The following is an 18820-nucleotide window of genomic DNA, read 5'->3' as shown; positions in this document are numbered from 1 at the left end:
GGGCGGCGGCTCTTCTGGCCGTCCCGAGCCGTGCCAGGGGTGCTATCACTCCGACGCCATGTCCCAGTCCCCCACGCCCCTGTTCGCCACGGTCCCCAACGAGATCGACTTCCCGGCTGACGAGCGCCGCACCCTCGCCTTCTGGAAGGAGCGCCGCATCTTCGAGCAGACGCTCCAGGGCCGGGAGGACGCGCCCACCTTCGTCTTCTACGAGGGCCCGCCCACCGCCAACGGCCTGCCCCACAACGGGCACGTCCTCACCCGCGTCATCAAGGACCTCTTCCCCCGCTACAAGACCATGCGCGGCTACCGCGTCCCCCGCAAGGCGGGCTGGGACACGCACGGCCTGCCCGTCGAAGTGGAAGTGGAGAAGGAGCTGCGCATCCACGGCAAGGCGGAAATCGAGCGCTACGGCGTCGAGCCCTTCACCGAGCGCTGCATCGAGTCCGTCTTCCGCTACACCAGCGAGTGGGAGCGGCTCACCGAGCGCATCGGCTTCTGGGTGGACCTGCCCGAAGCCTACGTCACCTACCACCGCAGCTACGTGGAGAGCGTCTGGTGGGCGCTCGCCGAGCTGTACCGCAAGGGCCTGCTCTACCGCGGCCATAAAATCGTCTGGTGGTGGCCCCAGGGCGGCACCGCGCTCAGCTCGGGCGAGGTCGGCATGGGCTACCGCACCGTGGATGACCCGAGCGCCTACGTCGCCTTCCCCCTGCGCGACGAGCCCGGCACCGCGCTCCTCATCTGGACCACCACGCCCTGGACGCTCCCGTCCAACATGTACGCCGCCGTCAATCCCTCGGTGGACTACGTCACCGTGGACGCCGGCGAGCGCAAGCTCATCATCGCCGCCGCCCTGCGCGAGGAGATGGGCAAGAAGCTCAAGAAGGACCTGCCCGTGCTCGCCACGCACCAGGGCAGCGAGCTCGTGGGCAAGCGCTACTCGCCTCCGTATGACGTGTACTTCCAGCGCGCGGGCAACACGGAGCTGCCGCTCGCCCATGGCGGCACGGACTCGCCCGCCTGGCGCGTCATCGGCGCGGACTTCGTCACCCTCTCCAGCGGCACCGGCATCGTCCACATCGCCCCGGCCTTCGGCGAGGACGACTACGAGGCCTTCCGCCGCGAGCGCACCCGCTTCGCCCGCCCCGAGGCCCTGGAGATGTTCTGCGCCATCCGCCCGGACGGCACCTTCTCCGAGGACTTCCCCAGCCTCACCGGCCGCTTCGTCAAGGACGCGGACAAGGACATCCAACGCGAGCTCAAGGAGCGCGGGCTGGTCGCGCTCATCGAGCAGTACCGCCACGAGTACCCCTTCTGCTGGCGCGCCGATGACGACCCGCTCATCCAGTTCGCCCGCCCCGCCTGGTACATCCGCACCACCTCGGTGAAGGACAGGGCCATCGCCAACAACCGCGCGGTGAACTGGGTCCCCGAGCACATCAAGGAGGGCCGCTTCGGCGACTTCCTCGCCAACAACGTGGACTGGGCCCTCTCGCGCGAGCGCTACTGGGGCACCCCCCTGCCCCTCTGGGTGCACTCGGAGACGGGCGAAGTGGAAGCCATGCCCTCGCTCCAGGCCCTGCGCGAGAAGCACGGCAGCAACCTCGCCGCCGTCGAGGCCGAGCTGAAGGCCTTCCTCGCCACCCGCCCCAAGGGCGCCACCAGCGCCGAGCACCTCATCGTCCACAAGCCGTGGATCGACAAGGTCACCTACGAGAAGCCCGGCACCCCCGGCCGCTTCGTGCGCGTGCCCGAGGTGGTGGATGTGTGGTTCGACTCGGGGTGCATGCCCTTCGCGCAGTGGGGCTACCCGCACGCCGCCGGCTCTCGCGAGAAGTTCGCCCAGGCCTTCCCCGCCGACTTCATCTCCGAGGCCATCGACCAGACGCGCGGCTGGTTCTATTCCCTGCTAATGATTAGCACCCTCGTCTTCGACGAGGACACGCAGAAGCGCGAGGGGCTCTCTCCCCAGCGCGGCTGGCCCATGCCGTACAAGAGCTGCATCGTGCTCGGCCACGTGTCCGACAAGGAGGGCAAGAAGGAGTCCAAGTCCAAGGGCAACTACACCCCGCCGGAAATCATCCTCGACGAAGTGCGGATGGACTTCGCCGTGCTCGATGACAAGGCGGCGGGTGTCCCCGGCGTGGCTGGCGAGGCGCTCATCGCCCGCGAGGACCTCGAGGGCCTCGATATCCAGGAGGGCGCCCAGGTGCGCGTCTTCCGCCCGAATGCGCCGGAGAAGTCCGTCACCCTCACGGTGAAGGCCCACAAGAAGCTCAAGCGGCGCGTGGTGCTGCTGTCCAAGAAGGAGCTGGAGACGCTCGGCGTGGCGGTGTCGGCGCGCGGCGCGGACGTGATGCCGGTGGAGGTGCCCCGCCTGGCGCCCACCGAGCGCGTGGTGATGCAGGATCCGTCCACCCGCTCGCCGGGCGCGGACGCGTTCCGCTGGTTCTTCTTCGCGGCCAGCCCCACCTGGTCCAACACGCGCCACTCGCTGAGCAACGTGCGGCTCCTGCAGAAGGACTTCCAGGTCAAGCTGCGCAACGTCTACTCGTTCTTCACCATCTACGCGAACATCGACGGCTTCTCTCCGGCCCGAGGCAACACGGACGCCACCGAGGTGCCCTGGCTCGCCCTCCGCCGCAGCTCGGGCTGGCGCGAGCCGAAGCAGCGTACGGACCTCGACCGGTGGCTGCTGTCCGAGGTGCAGCTCGTGGTGCGCGACGTCACCAAGGCCCTGGAGGCCTACCAGGTCTACGAGGCCGCGCAGAGGCAGGTGGCGCTCGTGGACGCGCTCTCCAACTGGTACCTGCGCCGCAGCCGCGAGCGCTTCTGGGGGCCCGGGCTCGAGCAGGACAAGCTGGACGCGTACTTCACCCTGTACGAGGCGCTCACCACCATCGCCGCGCTGTCGGCGCCGTTCATCCCCTTCTTCGCCGAGGAGATGTGGAGCAACCTGGTGGTGCGGCCGTGGCCGACGAGCCAGCCGGCGAGCGTGCACCTGGGCCGCTTCCCCGAGCCGGACCTGAGCCTGGTGGACGAGGCGCTGTCCACGGAGATGGGCGCGGTGCGCGAGCTGGTGTCGCTGGGCCTGAAGGTGCGCACGGACAACAAGCTCAAGGTGCGCCAGCCGCTGTCGCGCGCGGACGTCATCCTCGCGAGGCCGGAGCTGCGTGAGCGCGTGGCCGTGTACCAGGCGCTCATCGCGGACGAGCTGAACGTGCACGAGGTGCGCTTCCTGGAGGAGGGCAGCGAGGCGGACGTGGTGCGCTACAAGGTGCGGCCGAACCTGCGCGCGATGGGGAGCCGGCTCGGGCCCAAGCTGGCGCCGGTGCGCAAGGCGTTCGACGCGGCGGACAGCCGGAAGCTACAGCGAGAGCTCTCGCGCGACGGCAAGGTGGCGCTCACCGTCGAGGGCGAGGCCATGGTGTTCCCCGCCGAGGAGCTGGAGGTGCTGGTGGAGGCCAACCCCGGCTACGCCGCCGCGGGCGCGGGGGTGGGCGTGGTGGTGCTGCACACCGAGCTGACGGAAGCGCTCGTGGACGAGGGCCTGGTGCGCGAGCTGCTCGCCCGGGTGCAGGCGGCGCGCAAGGACATGGCGCTCGGGTACACGGACCGCATCCGCCTGTGGGTGGACGGGGATGCGCGGGTGCGCAAGGTGACGCAGGAGGCGCGCGAGTCCATCTCGCGGGAGACGCTCGCCTCCGAGCTGCACGTGGGCCCCGAGGGCCTCACCGGCCAGGAGGAGGAGCTCGCCCTCAACGGCCTGCCCGCGCGCATCCGCGTGGAGCGCGCCTGACGGGAACAGCGTGGAACACCAAGCCACTGAAGTGGCCGCGCGCTAGTGGAACAAGGGGCGAGGGGCACATTCCAGGACTGGAAGATGTCCCTCCCCCATGCGACTCACGCAGACTCGGGCTCAGCAGGACAACTGAGGCAACTAGAGTCGGACCCGGCGCGGACGTCTCCGCCCGCTGTCCCGCCGCTCACCGGTGGACAGCGGAGAGAACGCAAGGCGGCGCAGTGAATCCCGATACTCTCGCCGCGGGCAATGGTGCCGTGCCGTCCTACCTGGCCATCATCCTCGACCAGCCAGCGATGGGGCCGGAGTGGAAATCGTGGCTGACGCACGAGTTGGCCCTGCGGCGGGTGCTTCTCGGGACGGATGGCGCCATTGAGGACGCGGCCACCCTCATCGGCTTCTTCCGGTTCCTGGAACCTCAGGAGTGTGAGGCGGTGCTCCGGGCAGCGAACATCGAAGTGCACGCGCGGGAATGTCCCTGGGCAGGCCCTGTACGTGGCGCACTCGGGTGGGACGGCGCTGGTTCCGTAGAGGACTTGTTGCGCTCCTTCCTCCCGTCGCTCATCCGGCTGGGCAGAGGCCCTCTCATTAGGACCGAGGATGGCGCTCACCGGGAGCCGCTCCGGCGAGTGGCCTTCTCCCTCGACAACCTGACTGGCAAGTTTGGCTTCGAGGATGGGGAAGCACTTCTCAGCCGCTCATCCGACTACCTGGAGTACGCGCGACACGAAGCCCAGGCAGCACTGGCGCGCGCGGGCATTGAGGCCCAGATCTCCGTCATCGAGACGGCGCACAACCCACTGCGCATCTGGGGGCCCGTGAGCCGGAACGGGAAGGAGGTCTCCGAGACGGTTCTGCGGGACCTTTCAATGACCCTCTGGGCCTTCGACTGGAGTTGCCTCAGGAACGTGACGTTCTGGTAGGTCAGGAAGGAGCGCGCCTGACGGCAAGGGCGGCGGAAGTCCTCGAGTCCCGCCGCCCCCCTCCACGGCACCGGGTCGTCCGTGCCCATGTCCGCCAGGACCTTGAATGGGGTGCTCCTGGGGGGCCCTGTGTGCCTCGCCGCCAGAAGGGCTAAGGTCCCCCTCCTTTCACAGGGGGAACCATGCGCACTCACGTCGTCATCCTTTTGGTGCTTCTCAGCGCCCTGCCCGCCTTCGCCCAGGTGGGTTATGGCGAGGCCATCGTCGCCTGCGAGCAGGCCTCGGCCGAAATGGCCAACCTCGCCGCCGAGGCACGCACCGAGGCGATGGCCGAGAAACGGGCCGACGCCATCCGTGACAAGTCGCGAGAGCTGAGCCGCAAGTTCATCGACGCCTCGCAGGCGCTGAAGGCGGAGCGCGAGCGCCTCAACACCAGCCCGAAGGACAACGCCGCGGCACTCAAGCGCCTCGCCGAGGCGGAGAAGCGGTTGGAGGCCGCGCGCGAGCGCCTCAAGGTGCTCACCGCGAACCTCGCCGACAACAAGACGCTGCTCAACGCGGTGCGCAGCGGCTTCCTCGAGCGCACCGCCAACGAGGTGAGTGCCTCCACCCTGGAGGTGGGCAAGGCGCTCGACGCAGCCAATGCCTCGCTCGCCAACGACAAGGTCGGCGCGGTGGAGTTGCGCGAGCTCACGGCGGGCGCGAGCAAGCTGCGTCTCTTCGTCATCACGGGCGGCAAGGAGGAGGAGCTCGTGCAGGGCAGGCAGGTCAGCGTTTCGGGCCTGCCCATCGCCATCCGCGCGGAAGTGCGCGACCAGAACCGCACCCGGCTGGAAGAGCAGAAGGCCAAACACATGCTCCCCGCGGGGACCGAGTTCGTGGAGACCGACGGCAAGTGCAAGGCGGGACGCCAGTTCGCCTATGAGAACTCGCGGGTGGGCAAGACGAGCTGGACCGCGAAGGAGACGTTCAAGTGGGAGCCTCGGGGCGACACCCAGGAGCAGCTCAAGGGCTTCGCGCAGCGGGCGTCGGACCCCTGCTCCGAGAACGACGTCGTCGAGCTGCACACCAAGGGCGCCACCGCGCAGCGGCTGGTGCTGCGGCTGACCGGCAAGGCGCTCTGGAAGAGGCAGAGCCAGCTCAATGGCGGCAACCGCGAGGAGACGGTGGAGCCGCAGGACGGAACGGTGGACGCGGAGCTGGTGCTGGCGGTGTGGCCGCGCCGCTGAGCCCGCTGGCTGAAAGCGCTTCCCACCGCGTGTGGGTCACAGCGAGCTGACTGGACATGGGGAGAGGGGCACCTTCCAGGATGGGAAGATGCCCCTCGCATCCGGCCTCGCCACTCAGCGGGAAGGCCGCTCGATGCGGCCGTCCGCGTGGCGTGCGAAGCGCCCCTCGTCCCGCGGATGGACCGGGTCACTGTCCTTCCACGGCCAGCCGCCAAACCGCGTGCGCTGGTAGTCATTGAGCGCCTGCTGAATCTCCGTGCGGGTGTTCATCACGAACGGGCCGTACTGCACCACCGGCTGGCCGATGGGACGCCCCTGCAGCATCAACAGCTCGCACGCACCGTCCACCGCCTCCAGGCGCACCGCCGCGTCGCTCCGCACCACCATCGCCTGGTGCTCGCGGATGAACTGGTCCGCCAGCTTCAGCGCGCCGCCCTCGAAGAAGTAGAGCATGCGGTTGGCCTTCGGGTTCGCGGCCGGCGGCAGCGTCCACACCGCACCCGCCTCCAGCCGGATGCTCCAGATGGCCACGTCCGTGTCCGGGCGCGCGGCCCACGAGTGCGGCGGCGGAGGTGGCGCCCGGCGTCCCTCCAACTGTCCCGCGACCACCGTCACCTCGGTGCGCCGGCCCGCTTCATCCGTGAACCCCACACGCGGGATGTCCTGACTCCAGAGCATCGCGAAGTGCGGCGGCGCCAGCTTGTCCTCGGCGGGCAGGTTGAGCCAGATCTGGAACAGCTCGGCCGGGTTGGGCTTGTTCGGCTCCAGCAGCGGGAACATCTCCGAGTGCACGATGCCCGCCCCCGCCGTCAGCCACTGCGCGTCGCCGTGGCCGAAGCGCGCCGCCGCCCCGAGCGAGTCCGAGTGGTCGATGAGGCCCTGGCGCACCACCGTCACCGTCTCGAAGCCGCGGTGCGGGTGCCCCGGGAAGCCGGGGACGACCTCGCCGTGGTACATGCGCCAGCCGTCCTTGCCCTCGAAGTCCTGGCCGATGTCACGGCCCGCCAGCGAGGCCGCCGGCCCGAGCTGCTCGTTGCCAGCGGGGTACTTGTCATCGTGGTGCACGCAGAACAGGAAGGGATCGGCGGTGACCCAGGGGAAGCCAAGCGGACGGGTCTCGAGGATGGGGCTCTTCATGGTGACTCCAGATGTAACGCGGTTGAATCCATCCCGCACGCGGCGGCGGTTTCCCCCGGCTGAACACCGGGAGGCAGGAGGGGCTCAGGCGACCTGGGCGGCGGCCTGCGCCTTGACGGCCTGGAGCTCCAGGGCGATCTCCACCTTCTCGCCCACCAGCACGCCGCCGGCCTCGAGCGCCTGGTTCCAGGTCAGGCCGAAGTCACGCCGGTCGATGGAGGTCTTCGCCTCGAAGGCCGCGCGCAGCTGGCCCCACGGGTCCTTGTTCACCCCGAGCTGCTCCACCTCGAGCACCACCTCGCGGGTGACATCCCGGATGGTGAGGTTGCCCGTCACCCGGAGGTTGTCGCCCGAGCCCTTCTCCACCTTCGTGCTGTCGAAGGACATCAGGGGGTACTTCGCCACGTCGAAGAAGTCGGGGCTCTTCAGGTGGTTGTCTCGCTGATCCACCGCCGTGTGGATGCTCGCCGTCTCGATGCGGACCGAGACCGACGAGTTGGCGGGCGACTGCTCGTCCAGCAGCACGGCGCCGCTGAACGTCTTGAACGAGCCGCGGACCTTCGCGACGACCATGTGACGCACGGAGAAGTGGATGCCGGAGTGGGTGGTGTCGATGTTCCAGGTGGTGGTGGTGGCCATGTGTGTCGTTCCTCGTGTTTTTGTCGTTTGGGTTTCGTGTGACCGAACGAGAGACAAGGTAACGAGGAACGCCGCCTGGGATTAGATGGGCCAGACGAGAAGGACTGTTCCATCCATGGAACGACTCGCGGGCCCGTACGCGAGCCTGGGCGCGGTGGCACAGGCGGAGGTGAGCAGCAGGACGGCACCCCAGCGCGAGCGGCTACGCGACATGACTCCCCCTCTTCAGAGCGGACAGCGGAGGACGGAGGCTAGCACCAGACGCCGGCCCGTCGGGCCAGTGAGCAGGCGTCTGCCGGGCCCGTGGCATCCACGGCCCGCTCGCACGCTTCGGGTAGCATGGCGGCGCATGGACTCCCCCGCCGTCCCCGCCGCCGTGGCCTCCCGTGCCGCACCCGCCGAGCGCCGCTGGGGACACGCGGTGTTCCGGCACCTCTTCGTCCCGGGCCTGCTCGCGCTCTCGGCCGCCTCGTGGGCCTTTCACGAACAGGGGGCGCGCTTCCTCAAGGCCTCGTCCATTGCGCTCGATTTCACCACGGCGGTGTTGCTCGTCTCGATCGTCCTCCTCTGGTGCGCCGAGCAGCTGTATCCCGCCCATCCCGACTGGAACTACCGGCTGATGGCTCCGGGCGATCGCGGCTGGACGGGATTCGAGCGGCTGGGAAGGGACGTGCTGTACCTGCTTGTCATCACGCAGGTGACGGCCATCCTCATCTTCCTCACGTCCCATCAGGTCGAGTCGACGCTGAAGTCCTGGGGCTTCGGCTTCGGCCACTCGCACTCCCCGTGGCCCACCTCCTGGCCATTCGCCGTCCGGGTGCTGCTCGTGTTCCTGCTGATGGAGCTGGGCTCGTACTGGTTCCACCGCGCGGCGCACCACACCGGCGTGCTCTGGCGGTTTCACAGCACCCACCACTTCTCCACCGAGCTCACGGCGCTCAAGGCGTTGAGGACCCATCCCCTCGACAACGTGCTGTTCTACGTCGCGCGGTACGTGCCCCTGCTGCTGCTGGGCGCGGGCTCCGAGGAGGTCGTCACGGCCGTCTACTTCGGCGCCACCCTCAGCCTGCTCGCGCACAGCAACATCGACGTGACGGAAGGGGTGCTCGGGCTCGTGGTGAATTATCCCCGGTACCACCAGGTGCACCACTCCGCCGACCTGGACGCGAGCCGCTCCAATTACGGGTGCCACACCATTCTCTGGGACCGCGTCTTCCGCACCTTCCGGCGGCCCTCGGAGGGCCCCCTCGAGGTGGGCGTGCACCCGGTGGGCACGCGCACCCTCTGGCAGGAGCTCATCGAGCCCCTCTACCGCGCGCCGTAGGGAGCGGCGTCGAACCCGGCCTGGCGTCCAGGCGCTCGGAATGGGCGCACCCGGTCCCCAGGGGCAGCTCACCGGCCACTGCGTATACAGTAGCGGACGGGTTGCAGCTGGCCTCTCCCAGGCCAAGCCCGCGCCCCGAGGTCCCATGTCCGCCCCTGCCGCCCGCCGCGCCCACTTCCACGAGACGCTCGGCGTCCTCCTCTTCTTCATCCTGTGCGCGCTGTTGCTGCTGCGCGTGGTGCAGGCGGCGGCCCCGAGGACAGCCCTGGTGCTCGCGGTGAGCGCGCTGGTGGGCTTCGTGGCCGCCGACCTCGTGTCCGGCGTGGTGCACTGGCTGTTCGACACGTGGTTCTCGCGGGTGACGCCCGTCCTGGGGCCCACCTTCGTCACCCCGTTCCGCGTCCACCACGAGGACCCGCTCGACATCACCCGCCACGGCTTCGTGGCCACCAACGGGCACAACTGCCTGGCCTCGGTGCCGGTGTTGGCGCTCGCGCTGCTGCTGCCCACCGGGCCCGAGGCGCCGCTGGCGTCGGCCGTGCTCACCTTCGTGCTGATGCTGTGCCTGGGCGTCTTCGGGACCAACCAGTTCCACAAGTGGGCGCACCAGGAGCACGTCTCTCCGGTGATTGGCTGGCTGCAGGCCCGGGGCCTCATCCTCAACCGCGCGCACCATGACGTGCACCACCGCGCGCCGTACGAGCGCCACTACTGCATCACCACCGGCTGGCTCAATCGCCCGCTGGAGGCCCTGGGCTTCTTCCCCGGCCTGGAGCGCCTCATCACCGCCGTCACCGGGCAGCGGCCCCGGGTGGATGATTTGAAGCAGGTGGTTGCGCCCGAGGCCTACGACGAGGAGGCCTTGCGCCGCGCGCGGTAGGCCGTCAGCGCCCGCTGGAGCGCATCGCACGCCTCGTGGGTGTCCGAGTCGCCACCGGTGAGCAGCCAGGAGCGCTCCCCTCCCTTCACCATCACCAACGCCCGGAACTCCGTGTCCTCCACGGCCTCTGTCTCGAAGGCGTAGACCTCGTCCAGGTTGAAACCCACCTCGAGGGAGGGGCCACGAAAGCCGCTGGAGGTGAGCCTGGCCTCGCCCGTTCTCATGTCCAGGGTGATGCGCCCCGTCGTCTGCAGGAGGAGGACAAACCCCAGCGCGAGCAGCCCGAAGAACGGCAGCATGAAGAGCCCCCCGCCGTCGTCCGACAGGAACAGCTCGAGGCGCGCCTCCCCGGGCGACTCGAGGAAGCGCGCGAAGGCGGACACCACCTCCTCGTCGCGCCTTCCCAGCCGCAGCCAGCGCGTACCCCGCTCCGCGGTCACCCCGAGCGTGGGCCGCAGATCCTCGTCGGAGAGCTCCACCTCGGACATCTGCACCGAGGAGGCGTACGGTGAGAGGCTTTCGCGCTCCTCGCCCACCAGGTGCCGGGTGACGAGGGCGCACCGGGGCGTCGCCTCGCTGTTGGCGCGCGTGCAGGAGATGAACACGCGCCCGTAGCCCAGCACCGCCACCAGGGCCGCCACCCCAGTGCCCACGCCCAGGCCCAGCGTCCAGGGCAGGCCATACCTGCTGAGCTTCACGACCGTGAGGTGGGAGGTATCGACGCCGCGGGTGGAGGCCATGGCGTCATCCCATCACACTCAGGTCCGAGCGGACGAGGCAGGGGTGGGTCCAAATCGGGTCCGACAAGAACCGGCTGGGTCCCCAAGGCGCTCCGCGCCTCCTCGTCAGGAGAGAGTTCGACTCGAGGCGGCGGGAATCGAAGCCGCCAAGGGTGGATCCGCCTCCACTCGGGACCAGAGGCACCCCCCCCGTTTTCCCTCTGAAAGTGGGGCGCCCATCTGTCCGGGCGAGTCCAGGCGCGTCCGTTCGGTTTGGTCCTTTTTTGGTCCCCTTGGACCCCTCACCGAGAGGGAGCGGCGAGCACTCCGCGCCTCGTTCTGGCTTCTGGCGCCGATGCCATAGTCTACTAATACTACTCGGTCGCTTCGAGCACTCTCCGAAGAGGATTCCCCCTCGGAGTCTACGGCGGTGCTCGGAAAAGTGACCGGGTCGTATTAGGCGGCCTTCTCTTTAGGCGGGTTCTCCACCTCCGGTTCTAGCGGAGAGGCATTTTCTCCTTGCGCGTGGGCAGCAGCAGTTGATGGGAAAAGCCGCGTTACCAGCAAGATTGTACTGGCATTAAGTAGGCCAGTTACAAACGTAAGCGTTGTTTGAAACCTGTTCGGACCGAATCGGATCCAAGTCATACCGGGCCGATTCGAAACGAAAAGCAGCACTACGGCGGCACACATGATAGTGGCGCCCAACACCGGTGGGGTCCGAATCGCCCAGGCAGGGACGGGGCATTCTGCGTCATTTGAGGCTACGGCTTCCTGCCTCGCCAGCCATTGGAAGATCACAGTAAGCTGTCCAAGCAACACTGGGATTATTATTTGAAAGCTATTGCTAACATCCTTTTCTTCCATAGGCACTATAGTCCCCCCACCAAACAACAGGATGACAGCTCCCGTGATGCCTGTCGTCATGAGAAAATAGAGACCTAGCCACTTCTGTGCTTCGGCGAGTTTCATTCAATTGCTCCTGCCTGCGCCAGGGAAAACGCAAACGCTGTCAATCATCCGTCCTGCCAGTGATGCACACACCTGAGTGAGCACCTCGGGGACTACGCCACGCAGAGTCGTTTCATATGCTTTGATATCTACCGCCTCTGGCTCCCGGTAAGTGCCCAACCTGTGCTTCGAAACCGTATAGATGTGCTCCAGATGTAGAAAGAGGAAGCGGGGGTCCTGAGCTTGTAGCCCGCGATATGTGGATCGCCTATACAGTGAGTCCGGGGGATTTTCCGAGTCGGCACTCCACGTGAGCACTCTGTAGGTAGCAAGCTCGTAGTAAGCGCCTCCAAGCACAAGGCTTCGCTCTTCCTTCCGCTCCATCCGGAACTCTCCTGGCGGCAGGTTTACATTTTTTTGGCGCTCAGCGCCAAACGGGGGTTGCGACAATCGAAGTTCAAGTGCTTGCGTGAGCTTTTCATTTGAAAGATACCGACATTCGTATGGATCGGAACAACCCGCGAAGTCGAATACTTTTCCATAGAAAGGGCTTGATACATTGCAGCCGCCATTCGGCCTCGGCGCTACGATCTCTACAGCGAGTAGGAGGCCTGCTTTCGTGCGTATCGCAATCGGGCGCGCAAGTGGCCGTTTTGATAACGGAAACCCACGCTCGTCGACCTGCACAACCCCTTCTACCCAAATATCTGAGATACTTTCTACGTCCACTTCGTTCTTCCAATTGGAGGGCAAGAACTCCCCATCAACACTCATGCGATCAACTTGACTGATTCGATCCAAGTATCTGCACTGTCGCTCCATCGGTTTTCCCCAATCGACGGTAGGGTCCTCGGTGGTGTCAACAGTAATCGAATAGCACCCATACATTCTGCCGAGTTCTGGTTCTAATGAGGCAAGGCGTGATTCGACTGCCGAAAGGTCAACACCTGCGACAGGTAGCAAGGCATATGAAATTCTGTCATGGCAGGCGCTTGCATAGTCTCGCTGCTGGTCTGGGTAGCCGAGCCTGACAGGCTCTGGTGCGCGGAGCCTTACATTGGGAGTTGAGCCTTGCATATCGTCGCTTACTGTTTCGAGCGGCGGGGCGATTGAGGAGACCACATCAAGTGTCACCGACATTGCGGACTTACGAAGCCGCTCTTCGCTCCATGCATCCATCTCGCGCCGCAATGATGGAATGGCTTTAGACCAGTTCTCCGGTGGATCCTCGATTGGACCCGAGCTGTCGGCAATCAGCCTGCAAACACAGTTTTGGTGGCCGTATTTGTCCTTCGCAAGGGCGCATTGATGCAATGCGGCGGTATTTGCATCGGCTTGCATCTCGTAGTTCGTGGCAACCCCCCAAGCGGACACATAGGCAGAGAAGGTGGTTTCAAAGAAGCTCATCCCGGAGAACGGCTCAGGATCTTCAATACACACTGCGGCGGCTTTATGCTGAGCACCAGCCAGGAAGCGCACGTACTGTGGGTCCGGTCGGTACTTCGTCCACTCGCCCTCCAGCTCGACGAATCGTAGCCACCCTTGTTGCCACAGGTCGCGAGCAATAACTTCTGCCGTACGCGTGTCCTTAGACGGGGCAAGGTAGCGAACCAATCCCCTCAACTGCGATGAGTCTTTAAGCAATTGTGATTGGGCGATGGGCTGACGCGTATTCGGCGCTCGGACATGAGTGGTCTCACATCCGGCGAATATGAAGAGAGTCGATGGTAGTAGCGAACACGCGATTATGGCCCTCATCACGGCTGCGTGACGGCTCATCATCCCCCCAGAGTGATTGGCAGTGCTCAAGTACCACCGATTAGTACCACCCGAGCATAGTGGGGAGCAACCGAGTTACCCAAGTGGAACAGAGACCGGACAAGGCGAGCCCACCGGGCTGCATATTCCGGCCAACTTGAGCAACCCCCCTAGTGCCCGCGTGGGCGTAGTTCACCCACTCCCGTTCAAGCCAGGTCCCGTGCCCCCCAGTCGGGTGTCTCTTCCCCCTGCCGGTCCCGCATGTTACCTAGCAGTACGCCACCATGCTGTACTGGCAATCCATCCGCTCTCCCGCTGTCCTAAACCCGAGGTTTCCATGCCGAACGCTCCCCATGCGTGCCGGGTAGGGGCTCGTGTTCCCCGCGCTCGCGCCCGCGCCCAGCCCTCTCCGTTCCCGTTCGCCTTGCTGGCCGCGCTGCTGCTGTGCCCCGTCGCGTGCGCCAGCAACCCGCGCCCCGAGGTGTTCCGGGCCATGCGGGAAGCACTCGCGCAGTTGGACGACTTCGGCGCGCTATTGCTGGAGGCCGGACTTCCGGCGGACACACTGCCCACGGGCCCGGAGTTGACGCCACAGGACGCCACGCGGCTGCGGGTCTCCTTCGGCCTGTACCCGTCCACCGCGCGCACCTTCGGCCCGCGGCTCGTTGCCGATGCGCTGCTGCGGGAAGTCCTCGCGGGCGGCGCTCCTGTCATGCGCTCCGCCCTCTCCGTGCGCCTGCTGCGCTACCAACACCTGCGGGTGATGGGGCCCGATGGCTTCCTTTCCGCTGCCCTCACAGGCACCCCCGCACAGTGCGTCGGCCCGGTGGAGGTGAGAAACGGCGCCCTGCTCGCGGGTGACTTCGAGGTGGGCGGCTTCTACTCGCCCGATGGAAACGGCGGATGGGTTCGCGTCGTCTTCCGCCCCGCTGGTGAGCGCAGCCCCTAACCCTCTCCAAAGACTCCAGAAGGACACGACTCCCCATGCCCTCAACGCCAAGAGACACGCCACGGCGCGACAGTCCCCGCCGCTATGCCGTCAAGCTGGAAGACTACCGTTTCACATTCGATGCGGGCGCATACCACTACGAGGTAACGAATCCGCTCGTGCTCCATCCCGACTATGACACGCTTTTGCTTGCGTATCGTCGGCCCCTTCAAGGTGGGCCGCGCCGTCAGGTGGAGCTTAAACGGGTGAACATGCTTCCCGGCCGCGACGCACGCGCCAGCGCACGGGAAGAGGTCCGCCTCGCGGCGCTCCTGAATCATCCCAAAATCTCCCGTGTCCATGACTTCATTGTCCACAAGGGGATTCCCTATGTCGTCATGGAGCATATGAAGGGCTGTTTTCTGCTCTCCGTCATGCATGCGGCGGCGCTCGTGGAGACAAGGCTTTCCCCTGCCTTCGCCGTCTACGTTGCCGCCGAGGTGGCCGATGCCCTCGAATACGCGCACAACTGCGAGACTGAGGAGGGAACGCCGCTGCGGCTCGTACACCGGGCCGTGGGGCCGCTGCGCATCCGCTTGGGGGCGGATGGCCGGGTCAAGCTGTGCAACTTCGGCGCGGCGTATTCTGAACTGGCCGGACGCATGGCCACGCCCCGCGACCTGCTGAGAGGAGATCCGGCCTACATCGCCCCGGAACTGTTGCGCTCCATGTTCGCAGCCAATGAAAGCAACGCGGACCCGTTGACCCCGAGGGAGCTTGACGGACGGGCAGATATTTTCTCCCTCGGGCTGATACTGCTGGAAATGCTGACAGCGAAATACCCGCTTGACCCGTTGGGGCTCGTGCCCAGTCGTCCAGCAACCCGCTTTCCCCCGGGTCTACGCACCGAGCGCCCGACGTGGATTAGCCTTGAGTTTTTGGCTAATCGCGTCCTCAGTTTCGGGCCCGAGGAGATAGAGAGCGAAACCGAGCTAGTCCCCGAGGGACTTCGGGCAATCTTGCGCAAGGCTCTACAGCCCAACCCGGCAAACCGTTACAGCACCGCCGCCGAAATGCGCGACGACTTGCGTTTCTATCTTCGCGCCTCGGGCGCGTCCGGCTTCGGGCGGCTGGAGTTGGAAGAGGAGCGGAAAGCAATCCTGAACGAGGCAACCGAACGCAAACTACTGGCGGCGCAGACCATCGAAAGAGGCGTGTTGCCCACTCCAGAGGAGTTGCTAGACAATGGGCAGACATACTAAACCCAAGCGAGTCGCAAGGGTTGACACCCACAAAACCCCCGAAGCTCGCAAGACAAAGATAAAAATTGCACGGCACCTGGGCGAGACGGCGCGGGCTGCCCGCATGCAGGCAAAGCTGACACAGGCCGACGTAGCCGAGCGTGTCGGCATTGCCACGGAGGTTTATGGCCGACTGGAACGCGGGGCCATGCTTCCGAGCGTGCCCACCCTGCTAAAGTTGTGTTCAGCCCTCCATGCGGATGCCAACGCGCTGCTTGGGCTTAAATCAGGCTTGCCGCTGGTGTCACTGGACGTATTCGAGACACAGGAAGAACCCCCCCGGGTTCGGCAAGTGCTCCGCTCATTGCGACGGCTAACGCCTACCCAACTCAGCGCCGTTGGGCATGTTGCCAGCACCTTTGCCAAGTCAAACGGCGCACCGGCAGACACAGACGACGCAAGCCCGCAGGGACAGAACGCATGATCCCCGAAGAACTGATGAAGACCGTAGGACAGGCAGCCCGGGAGGCCCGGGAACGGCTCGAAATGAATCAAGCCGAGGTAGCGCGTGCGGCTGGCATTTCGCCCGTCGTCTACGGACGCATAGAGCGCGGCCAGATGTTGCCCGCCGTTCCCACGTTGCGAAAAATAGCCACGGCGCTCGGCATTTCGGCGGATGTGCTGCTAGGCATCAGCCCCAAGGAGGTAGCGCGCACCCTGAGCGAGCCCGCGCCCGAGGTTCCGCCAAGTCCCGAGCTTCGCAAGCTGATGCGCACCCTGCGGGCGTGGCCTGACGAAAAGGTCCACCTGCTGGCCCGCATGGCAAAGGCGCTCGACTCGCCCTCTGTCCGGGTGGAGTTCTTGAGGGAGTCCGAGCCCGTGGACTAGGCGCCGCTTTGGTGTTGGGGCCGGGGCGTGGGTAGTGTGGCCGTGCTCGGCATGGCCACGCCTTGGAGGGGTCTACCCATTGCCCCGGCCCCAGCTTCCAACCCGGGCGGGCATCCGCCCCACTGCACCAACCGGACGCGCGGGGTTCTGCTAGAGTGGCGAACCTTCGGAGGCATCCGGCTTGGTCATTCACCTTCCCCAAAAGGGCGCCAAGGTTGGCGCATATGAAATCATCAAAGAACTTGGCCAGGGTGGCGGCGGCTACGTCTACAAGGCCAAGCGCGGCGGGCGGTTCTATGCCGTCAAAGTCCTGAACACGCTGGAACTGGACGGTTGGACGCGGCGCGAGGTGACGGCCCTTGTCAACCTTCCGCTTCCCAACGTGGTGCGCTTTGTCGGCTGTGACAGGTGGCCGGATGCCGAGACGGGTTATCCCTGCATCGTCATGGAATTTGTCTCGGGGCTGCCGCTCGACACATACGCCTTACGCCACAACCCATCCACCCGGCGGGCACTCACTATCTTCTTGAAGATTGCCAAGGCGCTTCGGGAAGTCCACCGGCTCGGGGTGTTACATCGGGACATCAAGGAAAAAAACATCATCATTCGCGAGGATGACGGCGAGCCGGTATTGATAGATTTTGGCTTTAGCTCCGTCGCTGGCGTCCCTACTGTGACAAGGCCGGGAATGCTGCCCCCGGGAACGCCCGAGTATCGAAGCCCCGAGGCCATGCGATTCCTGGCGGGCATGACGGAAGAGGACTGCTACACATACAGCCTTGCCGACGAGCTTTGGGCGCTCGGGGTGTCTCTTTACTGGCTGCTAACGGACGTGATGCCGTTTGGCACCCGGAACGAGCCGGGGCTTCAAGCTCGCATCCGCGTGGAGTCTCCGCCGAATCCGCAAATTGCCAACCCGAGACTACCCGAGACGGCCAGCCGCCTGTGTCTCCGCATGTTGGAGAAGAACCCGCAGGCACGCTTCCAAACGCATGACGAGATAATCAGTGCAGTGAAATCGTTGCTGTCTGCCCATGAGGGGGAGGAAAGCTGGGATTTGCCGTTGATTGATCCGGATTCACCTCACAACGCGCCAACAGTCGCGGGGCCGAACGCAGAACAGCCGAGGAACGAGCTAGATAAGGCGGTGCTGCAATGGATAGGCGAAAAGCCCCGGCGGGGGCGTTGGGCGGAAGGCGAAGCACTCGCGCCGCCAGCCATACCCGCACCGGACGAACTGCTGCCGCCCGCGTGTGTCCAGGAAGTACAGGCGCGGGCCTCGTCTAACGCGCCCGCCGTGGACGTAGCCCCGGGCGAGGTGCAGCAAGACGCAGCCGCCGCACAGCCCCCGGAGGTTCCCGCCGGGCCGGGGGCTGGCGGTGCCGTGCCCCTGGTGCAGGGGCGGGCCGAAGCTCGGGCCGCCGCCGAAGCGCACGCGCGCAGGGGAGCCTCGGGCGTGCGCCGTTGGCTGCTGGGCATGGGGCCCTTTCCGTCGGGGCGCCTGCTGCTGGACTCGCTCAGGCGGCCCCCCCTGGTCCTGGTGCCGTTGCTCGCCCTGGTGGCGATCGTGGTGGGCTCCGTGGGCGCGTGGCGCTGGCCAGCCCCCGCCCGGGAAGCTCCGCCCGCTCCGGTGGCAGCGAAGGCGGCGCCCCCACCTAGCGCGTCTGCCAGGGGGGAGGAGATGGAAGGGGCCGCACCCGTCCGCGAAGTGGCGCAGCCGGGCAACCCAGCCGAAGCTAACAGGGGCGCGGCGCCCGTGAGGGCCCAACCCCCCGCGCCTCCCCCTACCGCCATGTTTCGCAAGCCAGACACGACGAAAAAGCCAGACGACGCGCCCAAGCCGCAGCCGCAACGTGCGGGCAGGATCCCCAACTTGAAGAATTCCGCCGCTGTGGGCGCGGCTTGTGCGCTGCTTGACGGCGCATGCACGAGCAGCACGGAACAGGTGCGCCCCACGCCCGCGCCCGTCGAATGCCCCGCTGGTTGGCAGGAGGTACACAAGAGGCTAGGCATTGACTCCGGGGAAATCGTCCGGCTGCAAGGGTATAAGGGCGAGCCAGCGGAGAGGGCCCCCGTGCGGGAGGGGCCCGTTTCCGTGGTGCTGGGCGGGGACGGCATTGGCAAGCTGCCTCGGGGTGCCTTGCTTAACGGAACGTGGCAGCCTGGGGACAGCCGTTTTTATGGCACCTTCACCCAAGCGCAGATTCCAGGCGGAGACACCTACCCCGTTTGTCTGGTCATTGGCCAAGACATAGAGGCGGCCATGCCGGTTGGCCCGGATTGCCCCCCGGGGTTGGGCTTTTGTCCCGCGCCCGAGAGCAGGCCCGGCAATGTGAAAGCTCTGTCTCGCTTTCTTGTTTTCCCGAAGGGCGAGTGCTACCGGGGCGGGTGTTTCTAG

Annotated in this window: 15 protein-coding genes; 10 read left to right on the top strand and 5 right to left on the bottom strand. The window is 66.1% G+C overall.

What is annotated here, in order from left to right:
- Window positions 1-58 precede the first annotated feature (58 nt).
- The 3 genes from ileS to ACJ8AN_RS15630 all read left to right on the top strand — a co-directional run bounded on the left by ileS (window position 59) and on the right by ACJ8AN_RS15630 (window position 5957).
- Window positions 59-3802 (top strand): isoleucine--tRNA ligase, encoded by a 3744-nt coding sequence (gene ileS / locus ACJ8AN_RS15640; protein WP_407756152.1) that lies wholly within the window; start codon window positions 59-61, stop codon window positions 3800-3802.
- Window positions 3803-4026: 224 nt separating this feature from the next.
- Window positions 4027-4728, top strand: coding sequence for a hypothetical protein (locus tag ACJ8AN_RS15635; protein ID WP_407756151.1), 702 nt, complete (start codon window positions 4027-4029; stop codon window positions 4726-4728).
- A gap of 182 nt (window positions 4729-4910) precedes the next feature.
- Window positions 4911-5957, top strand: coding sequence for a hypothetical protein (locus tag ACJ8AN_RS15630; protein WP_407756150.1), 1047 nt, complete (start codon window positions 4911-4913; stop codon window positions 5955-5957).
- A 114-nt stretch (window positions 5958-6071) separates the two neighbouring features.
- Here ACJ8AN_RS15630 and ACJ8AN_RS15625 read toward each other — a convergent pair whose 3' ends face one another.
- Window positions 6072-7094, bottom strand: coding sequence for a pirin family protein (locus ACJ8AN_RS15625; RefSeq protein WP_407756149.1), 1023 nt, complete (start codon window positions 7092-7094; stop codon window positions 6072-6074).
- A gap of 84 nt (window positions 7095-7178) precedes the next feature.
- A complete protein-coding gene (locus tag ACJ8AN_RS15620; RefSeq protein ID WP_407756148.1) occupies window positions 7179-7733 on the bottom strand; it encodes a YceI family protein in 555 nt (184 codons plus the stop codon).
- Window positions 7734-8082: 349 nt separating this feature from the next.
- On the opposite strand from ACJ8AN_RS15620, the gene ACJ8AN_RS15615 reads away from it, so the two are divergent.
- Window positions 8083-9057, top strand: coding sequence for a sterol desaturase family protein (locus tag ACJ8AN_RS15615; protein WP_407756147.1), 975 nt, complete (start codon window positions 8083-8085; stop codon window positions 9055-9057).
- Between the two features lie 145 nt (window positions 9058-9202).
- A complete protein-coding gene (locus tag ACJ8AN_RS15610; protein WP_407756146.1) occupies window positions 9203-9937 on the top strand; it encodes a fatty acid desaturase family protein in 735 nt (244 codons plus the stop codon).
- Here the strand turns inward: ACJ8AN_RS15610 and ACJ8AN_RS15605 are convergent.
- The 3 genes from ACJ8AN_RS15605 to ACJ8AN_RS15595 all read right to left on the bottom strand — a co-directional run bounded on the left by ACJ8AN_RS15605 (window position 9904) and on the right by ACJ8AN_RS15595 (window position 13086).
- Window positions 9904-10677: a hypothetical protein gene (locus tag ACJ8AN_RS15605; protein WP_407756145.1), complete on the bottom strand. Its 774-nt coding sequence runs from the start codon at window positions 10675-10677 to the stop codon at window positions 9904-9906. The two genes, ACJ8AN_RS15610 and ACJ8AN_RS15605, sit on opposite strands and share 34 nt — an antisense overlap.
- Window positions 10678-11112: 435 nt before the next feature.
- Window positions 11113-11628 (bottom strand): hypothetical protein, encoded by a 516-nt coding sequence (locus tag ACJ8AN_RS15600; protein ID WP_407756144.1) that lies wholly within the window; start codon window positions 11626-11628, stop codon window positions 11113-11115.
- Complete coding sequence (locus tag ACJ8AN_RS15595; protein WP_407756143.1) at window positions 11629-13086, bottom strand: hypothetical protein; 1458 nt, start codon at window positions 13084-13086, stop codon at window positions 11629-11631.
- 616 nt (window positions 13087-13702) lie between these two features.
- On the opposite strand from ACJ8AN_RS15595, the gene ACJ8AN_RS15590 reads away from it, so the two are divergent.
- From ACJ8AN_RS15590 to ACJ8AN_RS15570, 5 genes are all read left to right on the top strand, one after another.
- Complete coding sequence (locus tag ACJ8AN_RS15590) at window positions 13703-14314, top strand: hypothetical protein (RefSeq protein ID WP_407756142.1); 612 nt, start codon at window positions 13703-13705, stop codon at window positions 14312-14314.
- 35 nt (window positions 14315-14349) lie between these two features.
- Entirely contained in the window at window positions 14350-15555 is a 1206-nt protein-coding gene (locus tag ACJ8AN_RS15585) for a serine/threonine-protein kinase (RefSeq protein WP_407756141.1), read from the top strand.
- Window positions 15539-16018: a helix-turn-helix transcriptional regulator gene (locus ACJ8AN_RS15580; protein ID WP_407756140.1), complete on the top strand. Its 480-nt coding sequence runs from the start codon at window positions 15539-15541 to the stop codon at window positions 16016-16018. Before ACJ8AN_RS15585 ends, ACJ8AN_RS15580 begins: the two co-directional genes overlap by 17 nt.
- Entirely contained in the window at window positions 16015-16422 is a 408-nt protein-coding gene (locus tag ACJ8AN_RS15575; protein ID WP_407756139.1) for a helix-turn-helix domain-containing protein, read from the top strand. The genes ACJ8AN_RS15580 and ACJ8AN_RS15575 overlap by 4 nt, the downstream gene beginning before the upstream one ends.
- Window positions 16423-16603: 181 nt before the next feature.
- Window positions 16604-18820 (top strand): serine/threonine protein kinase, encoded by a 2217-nt coding sequence (locus tag ACJ8AN_RS15570; protein WP_407756138.1) that lies wholly within the window; start codon window positions 16604-16606, stop codon window positions 18818-18820.

It is taken from the genome of Archangium sp. (assembly GCF_045802675.1).
Classification (GTDB): Bacteria; Myxococcota; Myxococcia; order Myxococcales; family Myxococcaceae; genus Archangium.
Note: the sequence above shows the minus strand (reverse complement) of the source record. Positions and strands in the feature narration are given on the sequence as shown.

Excerpts from the sequence above, each read along its gene's own strand:
- ACJ8AN_RS15620 (WP_407756148.1), bottom strand. The coding sequence starts at position 7,733 with ATGGCCACCACCACCACCTGGAACATCGACACCACCCACTCCGGCATC.
- ileS (WP_407756152.1), top strand. The coding sequence starts at position 59 with ATGTCCCAGTCCCCCACGCCCCTGTTCGCCACGGTCCCCAACGAGATC.
- ACJ8AN_RS15630 (WP_407756150.1), top strand. The coding sequence starts at position 4,911 with ATGCGCACTCACGTCGTCATCCTTTTGGTGCTTCTCAGCGCCCTGCCC.
- ACJ8AN_RS15580 (WP_407756140.1), top strand. The coding sequence starts at position 15,539 with ATGGGCAGACATACTAAACCCAAGCGAGTCGCAAGGGTTGACACCCAC.
- ACJ8AN_RS15600 (WP_407756144.1), bottom strand. The coding sequence starts at position 11,628 with ATGAAACTCGCCGAAGCACAGAAGTGGCTAGGTCTCTATTTTCTCATG.
- ACJ8AN_RS15605 (WP_407756145.1), bottom strand. The coding sequence starts at position 10,677 with ATGGCCTCCACCCGCGGCGTCGATACCTCCCACCTCACGGTCGTGAAG.
- ACJ8AN_RS15625 (WP_407756149.1), bottom strand. The coding sequence starts at position 7,094 with ATGAAGAGCCCCATCCTCGAGACCCGTCCGCTTGGCTTCCCCTGGGTC.
- ACJ8AN_RS15585 (WP_407756141.1), top strand. The coding sequence starts at position 14,350 with ATGCCCTCAACGCCAAGAGACACGCCACGGCGCGACAGTCCCCGCCGC.
- ACJ8AN_RS15575 (WP_407756139.1), top strand. The coding sequence starts at position 16,015 with ATGATCCCCGAAGAACTGATGAAGACCGTAGGACAGGCAGCCCGGGAG.
- ACJ8AN_RS15590 (WP_407756142.1), top strand. The coding sequence starts at position 13,703 with ATGCCGAACGCTCCCCATGCGTGCCGGGTAGGGGCTCGTGTTCCCCGC.
- ACJ8AN_RS15615 (WP_407756147.1), top strand. The coding sequence starts at position 8,083 with ATGGACTCCCCCGCCGTCCCCGCCGCCGTGGCCTCCCGTGCCGCACCC.
- ACJ8AN_RS15610 (WP_407756146.1), top strand. The coding sequence starts at position 9,203 with ATGTCCGCCCCTGCCGCCCGCCGCGCCCACTTCCACGAGACGCTCGGC.